This is a genomic window from Thiohalobacter sp. IOR34 (assembly GCF_030406045.1).
Taxonomy (GTDB): Bacteria; Pseudomonadota; Gammaproteobacteria; order Thiohalobacterales; family Thiohalobacteraceae.
The window spans coordinates 1,982,926-2,003,173 of the sequence record NZ_CP128988.1 but is presented as its reverse complement, the minus strand read 5'-3'; the positions used below and the strand labels follow the sequence as shown (position 1 = coordinate 2,003,173).

Annotated in this window: 21 protein-coding genes; 4 read left to right on the top strand and 17 right to left on the bottom strand. The window is 62.3% G+C overall.

The annotated features are described in order from the left end of the window. Position 1: 1 nt before the first annotated feature. From traA to QVG61_RS09255, 3 genes are all read right to left on the bottom strand, one after another. Complete coding sequence (traA, locus tag QVG61_RS09265) at positions 2–298, bottom strand: TraA family conjugative transfer protein (protein ID WP_289930349.1); 297 nt, start codon at positions 296–298, stop codon at positions 2–4. Continuing rightward, the gene (locus QVG61_RS09260) at positions 295–762 is read right to left on the bottom strand and encodes an OmpA family protein (protein WP_289930348.1); all 468 of its coding nucleotides are present in this window, start codon (positions 760–762) and stop codon (positions 295–297) included. The genes traA and QVG61_RS09260 overlap by 4 nt, the downstream gene beginning before the upstream one ends. A gap of 157 nt (positions 763–919) precedes the next feature. Beyond that, a complete protein-coding gene (locus QVG61_RS09255) occupies positions 920–1,396 on the bottom strand; it encodes a lytic transglycosylase domain-containing protein (protein WP_289930347.1) in 477 nt (158 codons plus the stop codon). A 1,135-nt stretch (positions 1,397–2,531) separates the two neighbouring features. Here QVG61_RS09255 and QVG61_RS09250 point away from each other — a divergent pair. Genes QVG61_RS09250 through QVG61_RS09235 form a run of 4 tightly spaced genes read left to right on the top strand, consistent with a single transcriptional unit; the run spans position 2,532 to position 8,351 of the window. Then, a complete protein-coding gene (locus tag QVG61_RS09250) occupies positions 2,532–3,836 on the top strand; it encodes a TolC family protein (protein WP_289930346.1) in 1,305 nt (434 codons plus the stop codon). Continuing rightward, positions 3,829–4,941, top strand: a complete 1,113-nt coding sequence (locus QVG61_RS09245; RefSeq protein ID WP_289930345.1) for an efflux RND transporter periplasmic adaptor subunit — start codon at positions 3,829–3,831, stop codon at positions 4,939–4,941. The genes QVG61_RS09250 and QVG61_RS09245 overlap by 8 nt, the downstream gene beginning before the upstream one ends. 3 nt (positions 4,942–4,944) lie before the next feature. Continuing rightward, a complete protein-coding gene (locus QVG61_RS09240) occupies positions 4,945–8,046 on the top strand; it encodes a CusA/CzcA family heavy metal efflux RND transporter (RefSeq protein ID WP_289930344.1) in 3,102 nt (1,033 codons plus the stop codon). Beyond that, entirely contained in the window at positions 8,043–8,351 is a 309-nt protein-coding gene (locus QVG61_RS09235) for a DUF3240 family protein (protein WP_289930343.1), read from the top strand. Before QVG61_RS09240 ends, QVG61_RS09235 begins: the two co-directional genes overlap by 4 nt. A gap of 112 nt (positions 8,352–8,463) precedes the next feature. Here QVG61_RS09235 and QVG61_RS09230 read toward each other — a convergent pair whose 3' ends face one another. From QVG61_RS09230 to QVG61_RS09165, 14 genes are all read right to left on the bottom strand, one after another. Continuing rightward, positions 8,464–9,267 (bottom strand): metal ABC transporter permease, encoded by an 804-nt coding sequence (locus tag QVG61_RS09230; RefSeq protein ID WP_289930342.1) that lies wholly within the window; start codon positions 9,265–9,267, stop codon positions 8,464–8,466. 1 nt (position 9,268) lies between these two features. Continuing rightward, a complete protein-coding gene (locus QVG61_RS09225) occupies positions 9,269–10,177 on the bottom strand; it encodes a metal ABC transporter substrate-binding protein (protein WP_289930341.1) in 909 nt (302 codons plus the stop codon). 9 nt (positions 10,178–10,186) lie between these two features. Then, entirely contained in the window at positions 10,187–11,560 is a 1,374-nt protein-coding gene (locus tag QVG61_RS09220; RefSeq protein ID WP_289930340.1) for a hypothetical protein, read from the bottom strand. 101 nt (positions 11,561–11,661) lie between these two features. Next, on the bottom strand, positions 11,662–11,970 hold the full coding sequence (locus QVG61_RS09215; RefSeq protein WP_289930339.1) for a hypothetical protein: 309 nt from the start codon (positions 11,968–11,970) through the stop codon (positions 11,662–11,664). A gap of 175 nt (positions 11,971–12,145) precedes the next feature. Next, a complete protein-coding gene (locus tag QVG61_RS09210) occupies positions 12,146–14,437 on the bottom strand; it encodes a DEAD/DEAH box helicase family protein (RefSeq protein WP_289930338.1) in 2,292 nt (763 codons plus the stop codon). 477 nt (positions 14,438–14,914) lie between these two features. After that, a complete protein-coding gene (locus QVG61_RS09205; protein WP_289930336.1) occupies positions 14,915–15,304 on the bottom strand; it encodes a hypothetical protein in 390 nt (129 codons plus the stop codon). Positions 15,305–15,401: 97 nt separating this feature from the next. After that, a complete protein-coding gene (locus QVG61_RS09200) occupies positions 15,402–15,626 on the bottom strand; it encodes a hypothetical protein (RefSeq protein ID WP_289930335.1) in 225 nt (74 codons plus the stop codon). A gap of 2 nt (positions 15,627–15,628) precedes the next feature. After that, a complete protein-coding gene (locus tag QVG61_RS09195; RefSeq protein WP_289930334.1) occupies positions 15,629–16,048 on the bottom strand; it encodes a DUF6573 family protein in 420 nt (139 codons plus the stop codon). Between the two features lie 116 nt (positions 16,049–16,164). Then, on the bottom strand, positions 16,165–16,797 hold the full coding sequence (locus QVG61_RS09190; protein ID WP_289930333.1) for a hypothetical protein: 633 nt from the start codon (positions 16,795–16,797) through the stop codon (positions 16,165–16,167). 90 nt (positions 16,798–16,887) lie between these two features. Continuing rightward, positions 16,888–17,403, bottom strand: a complete 516-nt coding sequence (locus QVG61_RS09185; protein ID WP_289930332.1) for a JAB domain-containing protein — start codon at positions 17,401–17,403, stop codon at positions 16,888–16,890. Between the two features lie 97 nt (positions 17,404–17,500). Beyond that, positions 17,501–17,824: a hypothetical protein gene (locus QVG61_RS09180; RefSeq protein WP_289930331.1), complete on the bottom strand. Its 324-nt coding sequence runs from the start codon at positions 17,822–17,824 to the stop codon at positions 17,501–17,503. 289 nt (positions 17,825–18,113) lie between these two features. Next, complete coding sequence (locus tag QVG61_RS09175) at positions 18,114–19,214, bottom strand: DUF6094 domain-containing protein (RefSeq protein ID WP_289930330.1); 1,101 nt, start codon at positions 19,212–19,214, stop codon at positions 18,114–18,116. Between the two features lie 98 nt (positions 19,215–19,312). After that, positions 19,313–19,657 carry a hypothetical protein gene (locus tag QVG61_RS09170; protein WP_289930329.1) on the bottom strand — a complete coding sequence of 115 codons (345 nt, stop codon included), beginning with the start codon at positions 19,655–19,657 and terminating at the stop codon, positions 19,313–19,315. 67 nt (positions 19,658–19,724) lie between these two features. Next, a complete protein-coding gene (locus QVG61_RS09165) occupies positions 19,725–20,213 on the bottom strand; it encodes a hypothetical protein (RefSeq protein WP_354671159.1) in 489 nt (162 codons plus the stop codon). Between the last annotated feature and the right edge of the window lie 35 nt (positions 20,214–20,248).

Here is a 20,248-nt window from a genome sequence, read left to right as displayed (position 1 = left end):
CCTACACCACGGCGGAGCCGAAAATGGCGTCGATGATGGTCGGACCCAGCGCGCCGAACACCGCCAGGATCACGCCCAGGATGGCGGGCAACGGACTGCCCTTGGCGGCGCCGTAACCCAGACCGATCAGGCCGCCGACGATGGCGATGCCGCGGCCGAGATAACCGGTCGCCGCATCGTAGAAGAACTGATAAGCGCTCTGGAACTCCGCGCCCGTGGTCGCGGCCAGGGTGATCCCCGGCAGCAGCAGAATCGCCAGCAGCGCAGCGGACTGGTGGAAGGCGATGGTTCGAGTCATGGTGTATTACCTCCAGGTTGGTTTGCAGTTGAATGGCCCTTGCTCGGGGTGTCCAAAGGTTCGGGTCTGATCTCGGCACGGCGGTTGGCCGCCCGGCCGAGGGCGGTGTCGTTGGCTTGCAGGTAACAGCACTTGCCGCGACCGCTGACACGGATACGTTCGGGATCCAGTCCGAGCGTGACCAGATGGTTCTTCACCGATTGCGCGCGGCGCAGCGCCAGCCAGTCGTTGAAGTCCTGGGGACCGACGCTGTCGGTGTGGCCCACGATGGTGAGCCGTTGTTTCCTGAGTTCGGGCAGCAGGTCTTGCAGGGCCTGCTTGTCGGCGGCTGATAGCTGCGCAGTGCCGAAGGCGAAGTGGGCGGCAAACAAGACCCTCGCCTGCGGCTTGGGTATCTCAGCCTTGGCGGCCTGTATGGCTCTGCCGGCTCCTTCCACGGTGCTGTTCTTGACCGGTTCGGTCATCGCTACCGGTTGTTGGGTGAGCGGTTTGTTTGTCTCGCTGAATGGCGTCTTCGGTGTCGCGCCGGGACAGTCCGCACACACGACGTAGAACGGTTGTGCGCCCCGGTGCGCGACGGACGGTTGCTGTGTCACGCCTAGCTTTGTCGGTGTGCTCGATTCACTCTGGCTGGGCGGTGCCGAGGCACAACCGGCCAACACCGCAAGGCAGATGCCCATAAACCCTGATCGCATAATCTTCACGTTGTCGTTCTGTCGTTTGGTCTCTTCTCGTGCCGGCGTTGTATGCGCCGACGGCCCGCCACCCATAGCCGAATTGCCGGACGTTACCGGCCAGGATCCAGGCGCCCACGCCGATGCTAAGGCAGGGGTCCCAAAGATCCCGTGGCTCAATGCCGTGCTGCTTCAGGACGGGAAACCACCATGAGTTGATCTGCATCAGCCCGATGTCGGCTGTCCCGTCCGCATTGACATGCATCGCTTGCGGGTCGAGCCCGCTCTCCACTTCGGCGATGGCTCGCAGGAGGGCGGGAGCGATGCCGTAGCGCCCTCCGGCCTCTTGGAAACATGCCGCCAGATCATCCGCGTGAATGGGTCCAGGGATCAGCGACGCTAACGCTGCAACCAGGCCAAGCACTCGCCGAGGCGTTTCCACCTTTGCTCCACCTCTTGCGGAAGCAAGATGTCAGGGGCATGTTCACCGATGGCCGAGTAGAGTTTCCCTGCGGCAACAAGTACATCCCGTACCTCCTGTGGGAGGTCGCTGACTGGAACCGGCTTGACGCGTGCCGCCCCTGGTGTGTGCTCTTCGGATACACTTCGTGCATCCGGATCCGCCTCGGGCGGAGTCGCCGGGTCGGCATCGGGCAACGTCGCAGCGTTTTTTGACTGGCACATCCCGCTTTCCTCGTAATGCGTGGAACCCCTCCGGAAATCAGTTCCGGTAACGAGGCCGCATCCTCGGGGAAACGGGAGTGGTAAGGAAGGGAAAACGTTATGTGATTCGGGAAAGGGTATTTTTTGGTGACGCCTGATCCAGTCCTGCGACCCGGAAGATAGATTGATGGACAACCTCAAGTGGTGGTTGAATTATGTTGCTGGATTCTTCTTTGTCGTGCTAAATATTATGTAAAATCAATATGTTATGTATTGATTCGTGTTTTCTCGGGCGCGGCTGCCTCCTCGCTGGTAACGGTTTCGTCGTTCCACGCGGGGAGGTCAACCTAATTGTGTGAAGCATGATTCTTGAATATACTGGACCGATGTGCCGAGCACGCCCAACGACCTTCAGGAAAACCCTCTGGGTTGTCTATCTGAGCCTTGCGCTGGTATTTATCCAGGGCGCACGGTTGCACGTACATACCTATGATCATGAACCGCTCGCACCGGCGCATGGCCATGTGGATGTGGTGCATCCAGCCTATGATTCTTCTCCGGCCGCGCACCCTGACAAGGTCGGGGAGGTCGACCTGACACACCAGGGCCTGCTGAAAAACCTTTCCTTCGGATCACTGGTCATTGCCCTGATTACGGCCGTGATTCTCATTCTGTCGCCCCGTCTTTGCACGCGGGTATCGTGGTGGCGGGGTAGCCCTTCGCGGCTTGTCCACCGGCGTCGATCACTGCCGCCACCGCTTCGCGCTCCACCCCTCGTCTAAGCAATCCTCCTGTCGTCGCCTTGCAAGGGTCTGGCCCAGGCCAGAACCCGGCAATGCGCGTGTCCAAGTCCCATCCGGGGCGTGATTGCATGCCCGGAAATCGTGGAGTGATTTATGTCCGAGAATACTCGTGCCCGGAATCCGCGGGCGTGTTGCGGTGTTTCGCGTAGATTCCTGTTGGCCTGTCTCGTTCTGGCATCCGGTGCGACACAGGCACAGGCGCCGTGGACACTGGAGCGCAGCATCCGCCAGGTGCTGGAGGTTGCGCCCGAGGCGGAATCGGCGCAAGCCGGCGTTGCGGCTGCCGAAGGCGCCTTGTCCCAGTCCCTCGTCTGGCCGAACCCAGAGTTCGAGCTGCGCGGCGATGACCGGCTGGGCAAGGACGACGGCCAGGGGGGGACCGATCTCACCCAGTTTATCTTCAGCCAGCCCCTGCCCCTGAGTGGCCGGTTGGGCCATCAGCGCCGGATGGCGCAGGCAGTGCTGAAGCGTGCCCGCGCCGAGCGGCGTTACCGCTTGCTGTTGCTGGAGGCTGAAACAGCGCGGCGCTTCCACGCTCTGCAGCTGGCCGACGCGCGCCTGCGCCTCGCTCGGCAGCGCCTGGAACTGGCGGACGACTTGCAGCATGCGGGCCAGCGGCGTGCCTGGGCCGGGGAGATGGCGCGTCTGGAACGGTTGCGGCTGGACCTGATCCGCGAGGCGGCGCAGCAGAACCTGGCCAAGGCCGAAGGCCGGTTCAACGAGGCACTGAGCCGTTTCCGCGCCTACCTGGGGCTGCCAGCCGGCTTTGTCCCCGAGCTGGTGCCACTGACGCCGTTCGAATCCATGCCTCCCCTGGCGGAGCTGCTGGCAGGTCTGCCGGACCATCCGGCGCTTCAAGTAGAGCAGTATGGCTTGGAGGCAAGCCGGGCCGGTATCGACCTGGCGCGCTCGGAACGCTGGCCGGACCCCGTGCTGCGCTTGTTCCGCGAGCAGGATTACCTGGGGGGACGCCGCCAGGAGGTCAACGGTGTCGGCGTGGCCGTCACCGTACCGCTGTGGGATCGCAAGCAGGGGCGGATCCGGGAGGCCCACGCCGAAATGGACCGGGCGGAAGCACGCCTGCGGGCACGGGAACGCGATCTGGGCAGCCGCCTCCGCCAGGCACATTTGCACTTGACCCATCTGGTCGAACAGGGCGTGCATTTCCGCGAGCGGGTGTATGCGCCGGCACGCGAGGTATTCGAGATGACCCGTCGGGCTTACGACAGCGGCGAGGTGGAAATTCTCTACTTGATCGACGCCAACAACACCTATTTCGATGCCCACGAACGCTATCTGGAATTATTGCAGGAGGCATGGCTCGAGGCCGCGGAACTGCGTCTGGCCGCCGGTCGCTCCCTGCTGATGACAACCAAACAGGATGCTGCCCATGAATAAGATCATCAATAAGGTCATCGCCACCTTGCTTCTTGGCCTGCTGCCGTCATTAGTCCTGGCCGGAGCGCTACAACTGACCGAGGCTCAATTGGCCAATGTTTCCCTGGATACCGCCACCGTGGTTGAGCGTGAGAGCCGCGCCCGGCTTGAACTCAACGGCATCTTGACCGCCGATGGGCGCCGCGCCCACCGCGTGGCGCCCATCGTGGGCGGGATCGTCAGGGAGTTGCGCGTGGTGTCCCATGAACGGGTGCGCAAGGGCCAGGTGCTGGCACGGTTGCACAGTCATCGTCTGGGCCTGGCCCAGGCGGACTACCTGGAGGCCCTGGCCCGCTTCGAGCTGGCTCGCGCCGAACGGGCGCGCATCGAGGGCTTGTGGAAAGACGGCATCATTGCCGAAAGCCGCTGGTTGCGCGTGGACAGCGAGTACAAGTCTGCCCGCGCCACTCTGGAGGCGCGCCGCCGGCTGCTGTCACTGGCCGGCCTGTCGCAACGGCAGATCGGGCACCTGGCACGCGATCCCCAGCGACTCGCCGTGCTCGAGCTGGCCAGCCCGGTGGACGGCGTGGTGACCGAGGTGGCCATCGAGCCGGGCCAGATGGTGGCCGCGGGCCTGGCCGCATTCCAGGTTGTTGATCTCAGCGTCCTGTGGGCCATGGTGAACATTCCGGTCGATCGCCTGCCCCAGGTCGAGTTGGGGGCGGAGGCTGTCATCCGGGTGGCCGCCGGCCCCGGCCAGACCTATCGTGGGCGCCTGGAGTCCCTGGGTGGCCAGGTGGACGCCGAAAGCCAGACCTTGACGGGACGCATCGTGTTGGCCAATGACGATGGCCGCCTGCGGCCGGGTATGTACGCCGAGATCTCGTTGGCCGCGGTGCCGACCCGCGGCCTGATGGTACCGGTGAGTGCGGTGTTTCGCGTCGGCGACAGCGCCTATGTCTTCAAGGTGCTGGGGCGTGGGCGGTTCGAGGCCGTGCCGGTGGTTACCGGATCCGAAGCGGCGGGCTGGGTGTCCGTTCTGCAAGGCATCGAGGCCGGTGCCACCGTGGTCAGCAAGGGCGTGGCGGAGCTCAAGTCCCACTGGCAGTACGAGGGAGGCGAATAGACCATGGTTGCGGCACTGATCCGTTTCTCCCTGACCCAGCGGTTGATGATCCTGCTGTTGGCCGTGGCGCTCTGCGCCGGCGGCGTGTGGGCATTCCGCACCCTGCCCATCGACGCCTTCCCGGACATTTCCGCGCCGCAGGTGCAGGTTATCGTCAAGGCGCCGGGACTCTCGCCGACCGAGGTGGAAAGCCGCATTACTTTTCCCATCGAGGTGGAGATGCAGGGGCTGCCCCGCCAAACGGTGCTGCGCTCCACTACCAAGTACGCCCTCAGTATCATCACTATCGATTTCGAGGACGGCACCGATATTTACTGGGCGCGGCAGCAGGTGGCCGAGCGTCTCAACCAGGTGTGGGGCGAACTTCCCGAGGGCGTGGCAGGCGGGCTGGCACCCATCACCACGCCGCTGGGGGAGATCTACATGTACCGGGTGGAAGGCGAGGGATACAGCCTGCAGGAGCTGCGCCGTATCCAGGACTGGATCATCCGGCCGCGCCTGCGCACCGTGGATGGCGTCGCCGATGTCAATTCCCTCGGCGGCAAGGTCAAGGTGTTCGAGGTGGCGCCCGATCCCGAAGCCTTGCTGGCCCGCGGGTTGGACATCGCCGACCTGGAGCGGGCCTTGGTTGAGAACAACCGTAACGCCGGTGGTGATCGCATCAACCGTAATGACGAGGTGTTGCTGGTGCGCACCGTGGGCCAGTTGCAGGGCATCGCCGATATCGAGGCGATCACCATTGCCGCACGCGACGGCATCCCCGTGCACGTGCGTGACGTGGCGGAGGTGCGTATCGCCTCCCTGACCCGCTATGGCGCAGTCACCGCGGATGGGCGGGGCGAGGTGGTCACCGGCCTGGTGCTGTTGCGCAAGGGGGCCAACAGCCGTGCAACCGTCGAGGGGGTCAAGGCGGAACTCGACGCGTTGAAGACGGCCTTGCCGCCGGGAGTGCATGTCGTGCCCTTCTATGATCGTACCGAGCTGGTCGAATCCGCGGTATGGACCGTGGAGAAGGCGCTGGGCGAAGCGGTACTGCTCGTGCTGCTGGTGCTGGTCGTCATGCTGGGCAACCTGCGCGCGGCCTTGACCGTGGCACTGATCCTGCCGCTGTCGGTGCTCTTCACCTTCGTCATGATGCGGGTGTTTGGCGTCACGGCCAATCTTATGTCGCTGGGGGGACTGGCCATCGCCATCGGCATCCTCGTGGATGCGGCGGTGGTTGTCGTGGAGAACATCCACACCCGGCTCAGCCACGCGCCGCCCGGCGTGGGCCGGCTGCACCTGGTCTATCGCGCGGTGCTGGAGGTGGCCACGCCGGTCATCTCCGGCATTCTGATCATCATCGTCGTCTTCCTGCCGCTGTTCAGCCTGACCGGCCTGGAGGGCAAGATGTTCACGCCCCTGGCCGTGACCATCACCTTCGCACTGGTGGGTTCGCTGATCCTGTCACTGACGGTGATTCCGGTGCTGGCGAGCCTGCTGATGCGGCACAAGACCGGAGCCGGCGCCGAGGTGGACGGCCGGCTGCTGGTGTCGCTGAAGCGCGCCTATCTGCCGGTGATGCGCTGGGCATTGGCCAACCGGAAGACGGCAGTAGGCGGCGCCCTGGCGGCCATGGCGGTCGCTGCGGCCCTGTTCCCCTGGATCGGCAGGGAGTTCATGCCTGTGATGGATGAAGGCACCACCGTGGTCATCATCGAGAAGCTGCCCAGCATTTCCCTGGAGCGTTCCCTGGAGCTGGATGCGCCATTTCAAAAAGCGATGATGGAGCTGCCCGAGGTTAACGGCGTAGTCTCACGCACTGGGGCCGACGAGTTGCGCCTCGACCCCATGGGGCTGCACCAGACCGACAATTTCCTCATTACCAAGCCTCGGGACGAGTGGACAATCACGCTGGAGGAGTTCCACGAAAGACTGCGTTCGATCCTCGACCGGTTTGTCGGCATCGACTATGCCTTCACCCAGCCCATCGACATGCGCGTCTCGGAAATGCTCACCGGTGTGCGCGCCGCCGTGGCCATCAAACTTTACGGCGACGATCTGAAGGTGATGGAGGAGAAGGCCAAGCAGATCGAAGCCCTGGTGAGCGAGGTGCCCGGGGCGGTGGATGTGTTCCGGAGTCAACTATCGGGCCAGATCTACCTGCAAATCGAGATCAGCCCGAACGCAATCGCCCGCTTCGGGATCAACATCGAGGACATCAACCGCCTCGTCGAGGTGGCCGTGGGTGGGCGCGTGATAACCGAGATCATCCAGGGAAACCAGCGTATCGGCGTCCTGCTTCGCTACCCGGAGTCGGCGCGCGCCACGCCCGCAGACATTGGCTCGCTGTGGGTCAAGACGGCCTCCGGCGAACGTGTACCGTTGAGCAGTCTGGCGGATATCCGCGAGGTGGACGGTCCAGTGGAGATCACCCGCGAATCCACCCGGCGCATGGTGGTCGTGCAGGCCAATGTGGAGGGTCGGGACGTGGTTGGGTTCGTTGACGACGTGCGCGCCCGGTTGCAACGGACGCTGGAGCTGCCGGCAGGCTACTACGTCACCTTCGGTGGCCAGTTCGAGAACCAGCAGCGGGCCGCAGCCCGGCTGGGCCTGGTGGTGCCTGTCTCCGTAGCCCTGATTTTCGTGATGCTGTTCACCACCTTCCGTTCCCTGCGCCAGGCCGGATTGATTATCCTCAACATTCCCTTCGCCATGATTGGCGGCGTGATCAGCCTCTACCTGTCGGGTCTCTACCTGTCGGTACCTGCCTCGGTGGGGTTCATCACCTTGTTCGGCGTGGCCGTGCTCAACGGTGTAGTCATGGTGACGTACATCAATCAGCTCCGGGAGGCCGGCCGTACCGTACTGCAGGCTGTGCAGGAAGGTGCCGAACGGCGCCTGCGGCCGGTGCTCATGACCGCCCTGATCGCCGGACTGGGCCTGTTGCCCTTGCTCTTCGCCACCGGGCCGGGTTCCGAGTTGCAACGCCCGCTTGCTGTGGTGGTGATCGGAGGACTGTTCACATCGACTCTGCTGACGCTGGTGCTGTTACCCACCCTCTATGCCTGGCTGGAAACCCGGGTCGATGAGAAACCGCAAGCCATTGCAGGAGATTTGCCATGAAAAATCTGGTCATGATCGTGAATGCGAGCGTTCAGCAGGACCTGGCCGATTGCCTGCGCGGCCTGGGCCAGGTTCAGGAATTCACTTTCTCCCACGTGGAAGGTCACGGTCACCGGGCAGAACCGGATCACTTCCTGTCCGCGCGGGACAAGGTGGTTGGCTATACGCCTCGCGTGAGAGTGGATATCCTGCTGCAAGACGATGATGTGGAGGTCGTGCTCGATGCCGTGCGAAGCGATGTCCCCGGCATCACGGGACGATGCATGTACTGGGTGGCGGACGTGGCGCGCTGGGGAGAATTGTAGGTCCAACCCAGTTACAAAGGGATGTTGCAATTGTCGCGGGTTGTTGGTGTGATGAGGCAATGATACGGACTCGGCTATTCATGAGAGAAGCGCACGCCAACCAGAAAATCTACTATATCTTCATTTTCCGGAGCATAAGCGCAACAAATGGTAATAGCCCAATTACAGATACAACAGTGGCACCGACAGGCAGATCTGCGTTGAAGGAAACCCACAAACCGGCAACGGCGCCAAATAATCCAAGTCCCCACCCAGCCAGTAGACGGTTCGTGAGCGAAGAGACCAGCAACGAGGCGCTGAATGCCGGAATTATCAGAAACGCGAAGACCAACAATACTCCGGCAATATTGACCGCCAAGGTAATCACCACCGCGAACGAGGCGAAAAACAGGAATTCCCACAGAAAGCCCGGTCTCCTGGTCTCTTCGCTTACAAATGACAGAGCGAGGAACTTCTGACGGTAAATCCCGTGTAACACGGCCAGAGCGAGATATATCCCTGCTACGATTCCGATTTCTTCCCAACGTACCCAAAGGATGTTGCCATTAAAGAGCGATTTGAGTTCCTCCATGCCCTGGGTCGAGCGGCTGAGGATAACGATAGAGAGTGCTGTGCTTACCACATAAACGCAGCCGATAATGACTTCGCGAGTCGTTTTGCCCGGGATACGGCGTAAACCGGCAAAGCCAAACGCGGCGGTCAAGGTGGCACCAAAGGCATAAATCTGTGCAGTCAAGCCATGGGCCTCCTCTCCCAACAAAAAGGCGAGGCTTATTCCCAGGGCTGCTACCTGGGCAAGAGCCAGATCAATGAAGATGATGCCACGTGCCAGCACATGCAGGCCCAAGTAGGTATGACTAAGAATCATCAAGGCGCTCATAACAAACGCTGGCAACAGAATCAACCACGGGTCCATGTCATTTTCCTCCGTCGTTGTTCAGTGCCGCCACGATGGCATCGAACAGATCGAAATAGGTGTGGATACCGGGCTGCGCTCCCACCGATTGGGGCAACACTACGGTGCGAATACCCGTCTGTTCATTTAAGTAGCGCGCAGACCGGCGCTCGTAATACGGCTCCATGATGAGCAGGCCGATGTGTTCGTTCCGGATGCGTGTGATCAGTGCGTTCAGGGAAGCGGCGCTCGGGGCGATGCCGGGGATTGGTTCGACCTCATCGACGATGCGGAAGCCGAAGGCATCTGCCAGATAGACAAAGGATTTGTGGTAGGCGATGACCGACTGTCCTCTGAGATGGCTAAGCTTACTCCGCCAGACAGGTAGCTTGTCATCCATCGTTTGGACGAATGCCTTGAATCGATGATGGAATTCGTCCTTATGTACGGGATCCAGTTCGCCCAGTCGCGTGGCGATCGCCCGCGCCATGCGTATGCCGTTACGTGGGTCCAGCCAGTAATGGGGATTGCCCTTGGCATGCACATCGCCCATGGCGCGCGATACGGGGCCATTGATTTTGCCCAACAAGGGAATGACGCTTGAGAGATCCAGATAGCCGGGATTGCCGGGCTGTACTCGGCTATTACGCGCTGATTGCAATAAGGGTGGCAACCAGCCGATTTCCATGTCGGAGCCGATCACCAGCAGCAGATCGGCACGGAAGACCTTGCGGATCATGCTGGGCTTGGCGGTAGCATAGTGCGGGTCGCGGGTACCGGGCGTCAGGCTCTGCACCTGTACCCGTTCGCCGCCCACCGCTTCGGCAATGGCCGCCAGATCCTGGGTGGTCGTTACAACCCGTAGCGCCGCGTGACTATTGAAGGTGGTCATGAACAACAGCAGCCCGAATAAGAGTTTATGTCTTTTCATGATGGCCTCCTAAAACACATGCGCCGCATGGCTGCCGAGGTTGAATTCAAACTGCAACCATAAGGAGTCAGCGGTTTTGCCGGGCAAGTGTTGTGCCCAGTCGCGGTTGTATTGCAGCCGCAGCTTGCTGTATTCGGTGGGATACCAAGTCAGGTTGGGCGATAGCCGCTTACGCGTATCGCGCAGTGGGTCGCTCGCCGTATCGCCATCGGCGCTGGCATATTCCCAGCGCAATCCCGCCACCCAGCCGGGTTTGAATCCCCACAGTGCCTGGGTAAACAATCCCCAGTCCTTGAGGGTTTCACGGCTGGGATCGACCGGATCACCTGCCTCATAGCGGCGTTTCAATATCTCGGTATGCCAGGAGACGAAAGGAAAGCCGCGCTGCGTGTAGGCGGGTTGCCATTTCAGATAGAGATCCAGGCCAACTATTTGGGTATCGGTCGTCATGCCGCTGGCGTTGGGACCCCACAGACCGGAGACGCCGAGGTTCATGCTGAGCGTATCGGACAGATCGAGGCCGTTGAGCCAACGCGCCGTATAGAGCAAATCGCCAAAATTGCGTGCATCCCGGTCAATCAGGGTATGGCCGCCGATTTCTTCCCCCGGCGCATTCAGGAAGCTGGTCACCGTTTCTCCCTTAGGGTTTTGGATGCCGAGATAGAGTTCCGAGTACCAGTCTGTCGGCATCAGCCAGGAAGCGCGCACACCCTGGCTGCGCAAACCATCACCACCGAAGAAACGTGACAACACCACGGGCTGATCCACGAAACTCCAGGTATGGGGGTGTTGTGGGTTCTGGCGGCCGAACTCGGTGAAATACTGGCCGCCTTTGACTTGCAGACCCCAAGGCAGGTTGCGAGTGGTAAAAAAAGCTTCTTCCAGTTCCACCACTGTCTCACCGTTGGTGTCGATCTGGAAGATGATATTGGCCTGGGCATCAAAGTAAGGGTCTACCGTACCAGCAATAGACAACTCCACGTTTTGCACCGTGAAGCCGTTCTGGTTGGGATCGTGAGCGCCGCCCTGTAAACCTTCCAGTGCGTCGTTATCGACACTGGAACCGCCGGCCGCGAACAGGCCGGACAGGCCGATCTGGAAGCCGCTATGACTTGCCGTCGCAGTGGATACTTTCGGTAAGGCAGGGGAAACGGCTGCCTTGGCACTTTTAACCGATTTTGATTCCAGTTCCTCCAGACGCTGTTCCAGCGCATTGATCTGCTGTTCGTAGGTCTGTTGCAGGCGCTGCATTTGTTGCGTGATTTCTGTTAATTGCCGGTGTAATGACTCGGTCTCCTTACCAGCGAATGCAGCCCCTGGATTGAGCAGCAGCGCACTCATAACGGCGGCTACCCGTTTAATACGAAAGTAAGAATGATCCATAATGAACTCCTGTTCTGATTTATCAGCAATACATTGCCGCTGACGACACCACGCAGCAGAACACTGCGTGGTTTACACGTCAGCCGTCAGTAAGAGATCAATCAGAACAGGGGTGGGGCACGTGCCCAAGAGATGTGGGACGGATGTGATAGTTGATAATCTGAATCTGCAATAGGAAGTACATATACGAGAAACTGCAACGGAGCAACGAGGGAAGGGACGGCCAAAGAGGCCGCTGGCGCATGGTTAAGACGGCAGACATGGCACTCGTCTTGAACACCCAGGCCATCACCGCTCATGTCCAGGTCGTGGAAAGCCACATGTGCGGCGGCAAAAACCAGGGCGAAAATCAATGCGAGTCTTATGAGAAAATTCTCCTCGGTGCGCTGGTTGAATGCTTTGTTCAACATGCATCTATTGTCCCATAAATGCGTAACACGTGAAACCTTCGAACGTTCTTTGACGATAGCAAAGTTCTTGGGTATCAGTATGTTATGTCCTTGTTTTTTGCACAACTCCGCCCTGATTGCTGCTGCGTAAATAAGCATCCCGCCAAGCGCCAATAGGCGCAGGGCGGGATTAGGGTCAAGACACCAGCTTCTTGGCCAGGGCCACCTCGATGGAATCCCCATCCTGGTTGAGGATGTCCAGGCCGGTCTCAGGCATGTCGCCGGAGGTGGACTGGCTTACCGCGATCTTCTTGGCCATGAGTGACAGGCACGCCATCTGTGCCGTCTCGCCATAGCCAAGAAAATACACGTCCACCGGGTGCTTCTGGCCGATCCGCCAGGAGCGGCGGGAGGCCTGTTGCAAGGTGTAGACGTTGTAGCCGGTCTGCATGAACACGATGGTCGGGAACTCCAGCAGATCCAGACCGGTCTTCACCAGCTCGGGGTTGGTGACGAGCACGTCCACCCCGCGGTCGACCTGGTCGAAGATCCAGTCTTCCCGCCGGCTCGTGTCCACGCTGGCCCGCAGCACCGCGGCCTTGAGGCCATGGCTCTCCAACAGGCCCTTGAGCCGGCTGGAGGTGTCGCGGGTGCCGGTGTAGGTCGTGTAGACCAGCACACGGCGCCCCCGGGCCTTCTCCTCCCGGCAGATGCGCAGCATCTCCTCTTCCTTCGGAGAGGGGGCCTCGCCGAGGATCGACGGCACGAACGCCAGCAACTGCCGGGTCCGCGGATGCTTGATCACTTCCTCCCGGAAGCAGGTATCCGGCCAGGCCAGCAGCACGTTGAGCACGACACCCAGCAGGCTGTTGTCGCCCTTGCGCAGGGCCTCCTTCAGCTCGGCCGTGAGCGTGGACTCCAGGGCCTGATACCGCTCAGCCTGGTCGGCCGTCATCGTCACTTCCTGGAAATGCTTACGGTACGGCGGCAGTACCTTGTCGCCGATGTCCTTGAGCTTGAGGAAGGCCGTGAACGGCAGCACGTAGCGTGCGATCCCCTTGGGGCCGAACCCCGGTGCCTTGACGGTGCGCACGGTCATGCGCTTGCCGCGGGCGGTGCGGTGGTTGTCCCCCTCGGACTCCTTGTAGATGTCCTTGAGGATGCCGTGGTCCCGCATGAAGGCCATGGCCGCGCTGCCCAGGCTGCCGCGGCCGTTGTAGCGGTAGCCGTCCTCGATCATCCTGTGGGGCATGATGCGCCACAGCAGGTAGAAGAGGTCGTCGGCGTAGCCACCCATGAGTGTGCCGGTCAGCAGCAAGACCTTGCGGACCTTGTTGGCGAGCACGCCCATGGCCTGGCCCTGGGCCGAGCCGTCGTTCTTGTACTCATGGCCTTCGTCCACCACGAGCAGATCGAAGTACCCGTCCGGCAGGTAACGCTTGATGAACTCCGTCGGCTGATAACCGCCCTGGCCGAAAGAGAACTCCAGGGTCGCCATGGCACGCTCCATGCGCGCCGCCTGGCGGTCGGAGAACACCAGCTCACCGTCGGCGTCCATCAGGTTGATGAACTCGTGGACGTTGTCCGCGAGCATCCCCGACAGCAGGTCCTCGCCGAAGGTCCGCACCAGCTTGTCCGCCGTCTTGGGTCCGATGGTGGGTAGCTGGCACATGGCCTCGAGAACCAGCTCGCGCCGGCTCTTCTGCTTGCGACCCGGGCGTATCAGCGTCCACAGGGGCTCACCACACTCCCCGCAGGCCAGACGGCGTTCTGCCGGGAACAGCTCCGGTGGCACCGGATCGCCGTCGCCGTTGACCACCGTCGTCCCGCAGGCGGGGCAGGCGGCGTAGCGCACGGTGCGCACGAAGGTGGGCGATTCATCGTTGCCCCGCTCCGTGTGCTCGCGCACGTGGACGTTGCGTACCGCATAGGCGGGTTTCCAGTGAAAACCCATGCGCATGCGCACGCGGCCCATGATGAAGAACTCCGGACCCTGGTGGCTTGGCGCCCCATCCAGTGCCGCCCGAAGCTGTAACAGCTTGCGGAGGGTGTCCGGGCCGTTGAGGACCCATACCCTGGCATTCGGCACCGTCTCCAGGATCTCCCGCCGCCACTTGTAGACCAGGTGGGGTGGGGCGATCACCAGGGTGCGTCGGTATCCCTCGGCATGCAGTACCGCGGCGGTACAGATGGCCATCATGGTCTTGCCGGTGCCCATCTCTGCGTTGATGACCGCGGCCTGTTCGGCCTCGTCCACCAGCAACCGGGTCACGGCCTGCACCACCGCCCGCTGCGCTGGGAACGGCTTGCGTTTGAGGACCTCCATCACCGCGTCGCGGCGCGGGTCGGGCGTCCCGTCGTAGACCGGCGGGTTTTGCCGGGTGACCGCCTCCAGCAGGCCGTCGCCGAAGTCGGAGACGAACTGGGACAGCGGAATGACGTTGGATACGTCGATATCGAGTTGAAGCGTTTCTGCAGTTGCGCTCATGGTCTGCTCCTTTCAGGTTGAAAAAACGAGGGGCAGACCACCCCGCACGGGGATGAATCCACCCCGTGTGGGTTGAGTAACAAAATGGACCGGCGATCCCCTTTATATGAGGGAATCGCTGCGCCTGTTGCACGGTCCGGCGAAGGCGCTCGGGCGCAGGTGTCCCACCTGCAAGGGTGCCGTTGAAACCGCAACGGCGACGGTGAAAAGACCTTTCCCGAACATCGGCCAACCGGTGCTCGGGAAAGGCCCCGCGAGAGCGGGGCCGGCTGGTTACTTCAGCCTGCTCAGACCGCTTGGACCGAGCGTGTTTCTGAGGTGCTGTAAATGGGGCGCCACATCGCGCAGCTCGGGCGGATAGCTCGCATAGAGCCAGCATTGCCTGAGCTTCGTTTTCCAGCACCGGCCGAAATGACGCCGCGCTCGTGTGAGGGCATCGCTTTGAACAGTTGATAGACGGTTCATCGCTTCACCTCCTCACACGGCTTTCAGGGCGGCTTCATAGGCTTGGTTCAGATCGTCCCAGTCGATGCTGCCGCCGCGTTCCTCGCCGCGGCGGTAGGCTTCGACCAGCAACCGTGCGGCCGTGAAAGCCGCCTCACGCCGGCGCAGGTAGTGAACGCTGCTGTCGGCTTCCGGCCAGGGAGCATCGGCGTCCAGTTCCTGCTCGACGGTGAAGATGAGAGGGCTGTCGCCCGTTTCCTCGTAGTCGTCGAACAGCAACGGCACCTCAGCGGTGTCCTGCCATATCTCGCCCTCGTCGAACAAGGCTTCAGCCCTGGTGGTGGCAGCCTCTCTGCTTTCGGCCTCGATGCCGACCACGACCCGGTGCTCGTAGGGGAGCGTGTATTGCACAACGTATTTCATGATGATCCTCCAGTTGGATGGGCGGAGAGACCACCGCCCCACGGGGGACGGAAGTCTCCCCGCGGGGTGGGAACGGTGTGACGTCGAAGACGCCCGTTTACCTTTGGTTCGATAGACAGTGCCGGTAGCGAAAACCCTGTCGGATGACCGCCAGTGGACCGCCCAGCGGGGCGGTCGCTTCCGAGACGGTATCGTCGGTGATGCCGAAGATTCCGTACTCCACCAAGGCGTTGACAGCTTCCGGTTCGCTCAACCGGTTGCCCCGCTGAACGGCCCGAATGAGCCGCGGGTAGCGCTGTCGGACGAGGTCGCCCATGGTCATGGTCAGTCCTCCCCGGGCAGCATGATGGTCACCACCGGTTCGCCGGCGTCACCCGGCCCGGCCACCAGTTTCAGCGCCGTCAGCCGTGCCTCGACGCTCTTGCCGTCTCGCGGCACGCGATAGAGTTGGTACACGATCTGCGATTTACCGGCGGCGGCGCCGCGGATCGCATTGAACGCCATCCACAGCACATCCCACAGGCGGCCGGACTCGTCCTGGTAGACCTGGCGGTGGTTGTCGTCCTCCGTCCAGGCGACGCAGTCCGCCCAGGCGGCCCGGGTCAGGGCCACCGGCCAGCGGAAACCGGCCTCGCGGGCCGTCTCCGACACGTCCACCAGTACCCCGTCCTCGATGGCCTGGGCGCGCGTGTAGGCGTGAATGACTTCACCAAACAGCTCATCGATGGCTTGCTTGTCGTTCATGATGGTTCTCCTTTCGGTTGATGAATGGAGAGACCACCGTCCCTACCGGGGACGGAAGTCTCCCCGGTGGGGTGGAATGAGGGATGGCGCAGGGCGGCATCCCCCGGTACGGTCGATCAGCCGGTGGCCGTCAGACGGCGTTCCCGGATGAGTTGGCTGACAACGGTTTCAACCGCGTCGTCACCCAGGTCCAAGGCATAGGCGGCCAGGCCGACGCCCTGGAGGGTTTTGATCCAGCCCGCGGCCTCGAAGGCATCGAGCACGGTGTCACGCCACTCGGGCAGCAGCGGCAGGTGGCAGGTCTCGGTGACCTGTGACCAGAGCCGATGCCTGAGCGACGCTTTCCCTGTGGGCGTCGATGCGTCTTTCGGTTGATAGAGCAACAACGCACGCCGGTTGGCACGGTCCGGCTCTACCGCCAGACGGTCGTACAGCCACAGGTGAACCAAGCTGCCGAAGATCATCTGCGGCGGTGTGCGTCCGGAGTCGGTGACCAGCCGTTCCGGGTTGCCCACCTGCACGAACGGTGCGCCGTCACCATCCAGGCGGAAGTTGTCCAGTCCGCCTTCACGGACCGGCAGCGACAGCCGCGCACGGAACTCCTGCACGGCGGTGTCCCGACCCCACAGCGACAGGAACAACAGGTTGTCCCCTTCATCGGTGAGGACGGCGTCGGCGAACAGGCCGGGCGCATCCAGGATGGGCATGAGCGCAGGCCGTGTTGCGTCACGTTGATTGAGCGTGTTCATGGAGTTTTCTCCTTTCGGTTGATGGTCAAGAAACCGGTCAGAGACGCCCCCGGCCGGGGAGCGTCTCCCCGGCGGGGTGGATTGAGATCGTCACAGCGGGCCGCGTTCAGCGAAGGACACGGTGCCTTCGCATCCGACGACGATGTGGTCGAGGACGCGCACCTCGATCAGAGAGAGTGCGTCCCTGAGTTTCCGCGTCAGCGCCTCGTCGGCACGACTCGGTTCCGGCAAGCCGGACGGGTGATTGTGGTAGAAGATCGCGGCCGCGGCGTTACACGCCAACGCCCGTTGCACCACGACCCGTGGATGCACCGAGGCACCGTCCAGGGTGCCCTGGAACAGCTCCTCGACACATAGCACGCGATGACGGTTGTCGAGAAACAGCGTCCCGAACACCTCGTTCCTGCGCTCGCCCAGAAGCAGTCGCAGGTAATCGCGGGTGGCGTCCGGGCTGTTCAGGTACTCCCCAGGTCGATGGCGCGCCTGCAGCACCGCGAGTGCCAGTCGCACGAGTGACGCCTGCTCGGTCTCACTGAGTTCCGAAGGCCGGATCGCCGCGAACCGATCGCCAGCGTCGGTGGTTAAAGGCAAGACGTTCTGCATCATGGTCTCCTCCGCAGTCGATGGATGCGGGGAGAACCCCCGTCGGGGAGTCGATCTCCCCGCGAGGGTGGTTGCCGCAGACCAGGCAGCGGCGGTTGATTCAAAGCGCTACCGGTATGTCGGCATTCGCCAATCTGCACACATGCCCAACGGTAAAACCGAGGGGCACAGTCTTGTCGGTCGTCGTGACGATGCCGGCTGCGACCAATGCGTCCAGCATCCCGGCGTTCTCCGAATAGTCCTTGATGATGATCTCGTCGATCGCCAACGGGACTTCCGGGACATTGACCGTCGCACAGGCGACCGGGGAGCCGTCTTCGCAATCGAACAAGGCGATTGCCGGACGCCCATCGCTGTATGTTTCCAGTACGGCTGTGCAGAGCCATGCTTTGAACTGCACGATGCCAAGTACGCGTTTACTCATGGAGCACCTCCTTATCAGTGGTTGAAGTTGAGTGAGGAGGCCTCGCCCCAACGGGGGTGCGCTCCCCGATTGGGTTGAGAAAAGAGAGATGGACCGGCGATTTCGAGAATCGCTGCGCCTGTTGCACGGTCCGGCGAAGGCGCTTGGGCGCAGGTGTCCCACCTGCAAGGGTGCCGTTGAAGCCGCAACGGCGACGGTAAAGAACACGTCTGTCGCAAACCCCATCGCCTCGTCTGCGTTGAGGTTTGAGACAGACGCCGCCGGCCGGCGGCGCCATGTCGTTTCCTCTTCAACGGATGACCAGGACCTGGCCGAAGCTCGGGCTGCCCGGTGTGAAGTCCAGGGCCCGGATCACCGGCACGAAGCGGTCGGTCAGGATGCGGGTCTCGGTGATGCGCCCGTTGGGCTTCTCCTCGACTTCGACCTTGGCCTCCTTCTCCTTGTGGGTGTCGCCCTTGATGACGTACACCCGGCCGTCGGCGGCGCGCACCACGCCGGACACCTGGCCGGCGGCCAGGGCCAACGCCAGGTGCCAGTCCGAGAGCGCGCGCAATGGTCGGCGCAAGCCTCGCCCCGTACCGCCGAACACCAGCTCGAACCGCTCCCACAGGCCGCGGTGACGCGCCAGTTCGTCGGCGAGCTGACGCCGGTCCATGCGCGAGTAGACGAAGGTCGCCTCACCCTGGGGCGCGGCCGGCACCACGTAGGGCGCGTCGGGCCAACGCTCCGGCAGCACCGGGGGTGGTTCGGCGGCGACCGCCTCCAGCATCGCACGGGTTTCACTGATGCCCGTGGCGCCGGTGGTGCGTCGGCGAATGCCGAAAATCACCACCTGTTTGAAGCGTTGCTCCGGCGCCTGGAACACCCGTACCTGCTCGAAGTGGGTGGCGATCCATCCCGCCAGTTCCCGGTCCAGGCTGTAGCCGGGGATGATCAGCACCAGTACGCCGCCGAAGGCGAGCCAGGGATTGGACAGGCCGTAGAACAGTTTCTCCAGCCGAGGGTGGCCCTTGCCGGTGTAGCCGGCCAGCGCCGCCTTGTCTGCAACCAGGTCGCCATAAGGCGGGTTGAGCCACAGCAGGCCGAACTGGCGTCTGCCGATGATGCAGTCCTGCACGTCGCCGTGGATGCAGCGGTCCAGGATGCTCTTGGCGTGCCAGGCCCGCTCCTCGTCGTACTCCACGCCGAAGGCCTCGGTCCGGTCGGCACCCAGGTGGTGTTTGCACTCGGCCAGGGCCACGCCCTCGCCGCAGCAGGGATCGAGAATGCGAAATTGCCCCGTATCCCCGGGCTGTAGAGCCGACAACACGCGTCGCGTGGTCTCGGCGTCGGTCGGGAAATACCCGTTCTTGATAAAGTTGCGCGCCAGGCGCTGGAACATCAAAGCCATTGTGCTTCTCCTTTCGTTGGTGTGTTACATGGCCGGAGAAGCGCACCCCCGTCGGGGAGTGTGCGCCCCGACCGGGTTGAAAGAATGTGTCCGGGTGATTACCACCCGGGGTAATTGAGAAAGAGCTCCGCGACGATCCCCGCATGGGGTTCATCCAGCTTCGAGGCCAGGTCGCAGAGGTTCGGATAGCCGGCACGAACCAGCAACGATTGGCCCCACTCGGCGTTGTAGAACGAGCACATCGCAGCAAGAAACGCGGCTTCGCCGCGACTGCGTGCCGTGATGGTCTCCTCGATGTAGTCCCAATCGGGCTCGAGTTGGCGCTTGTGCGTGGCAGCTTCGACCGTCGGGGACTTCACCCTGAAACAGTCCTGGCCTGCCAACAGAACGCCACGCTTCCAGGCATCGAGAAATCGCCGTTCGCGTTCACGGTAGTCGTACATGACATCCTCCTTTGAAACCCAAACGACCGGCGTGTCGTTCGCTGGTTCGATTGGGTGATGACGGTGGTCAGAGCACGTCGCCGAGCATGCGGCGGGGCACGCGATAGCGCCTGCCGCCGTACTCGCCGGTCAACGGATGCAACGATGTGATGACCACCCACGGTATGGTGGAACCCTTGATGCCGACCTTCTGGCCGATCTCGACCTTCCGGTTGCGGTCCCGGTGGTAGTCCCGGACCTGGTCGCGCCAGTCGGCGTTGGCGACCGGCACCATGTCCAGGTACTTCAGCGGACAGGAGTAGTAATAGGGATGCATGGATTCCTCCATGTCCTTGTACCCCCAGCCGCATCCATCCTGCTTGGCGAGCAGGTAGCAGGCGATGAACCGCTTGCACCGGTTCTCCTGCTTGTAGGTGATTTCAATCACCGCCCAGAGCACGTTGCCGCGCACGCAGTGGGCGATGGTTTCCCAGCGCCGCGTCTCGTTCTCTTCCGGTGCGGTCAAGTCACGGATGATGTCGGCCTTGCTTGTGCCGTATGTGAACAGCCATCCCATGGTGTACCTCCTTTCGGATTGAGTGAAAGCGGGGC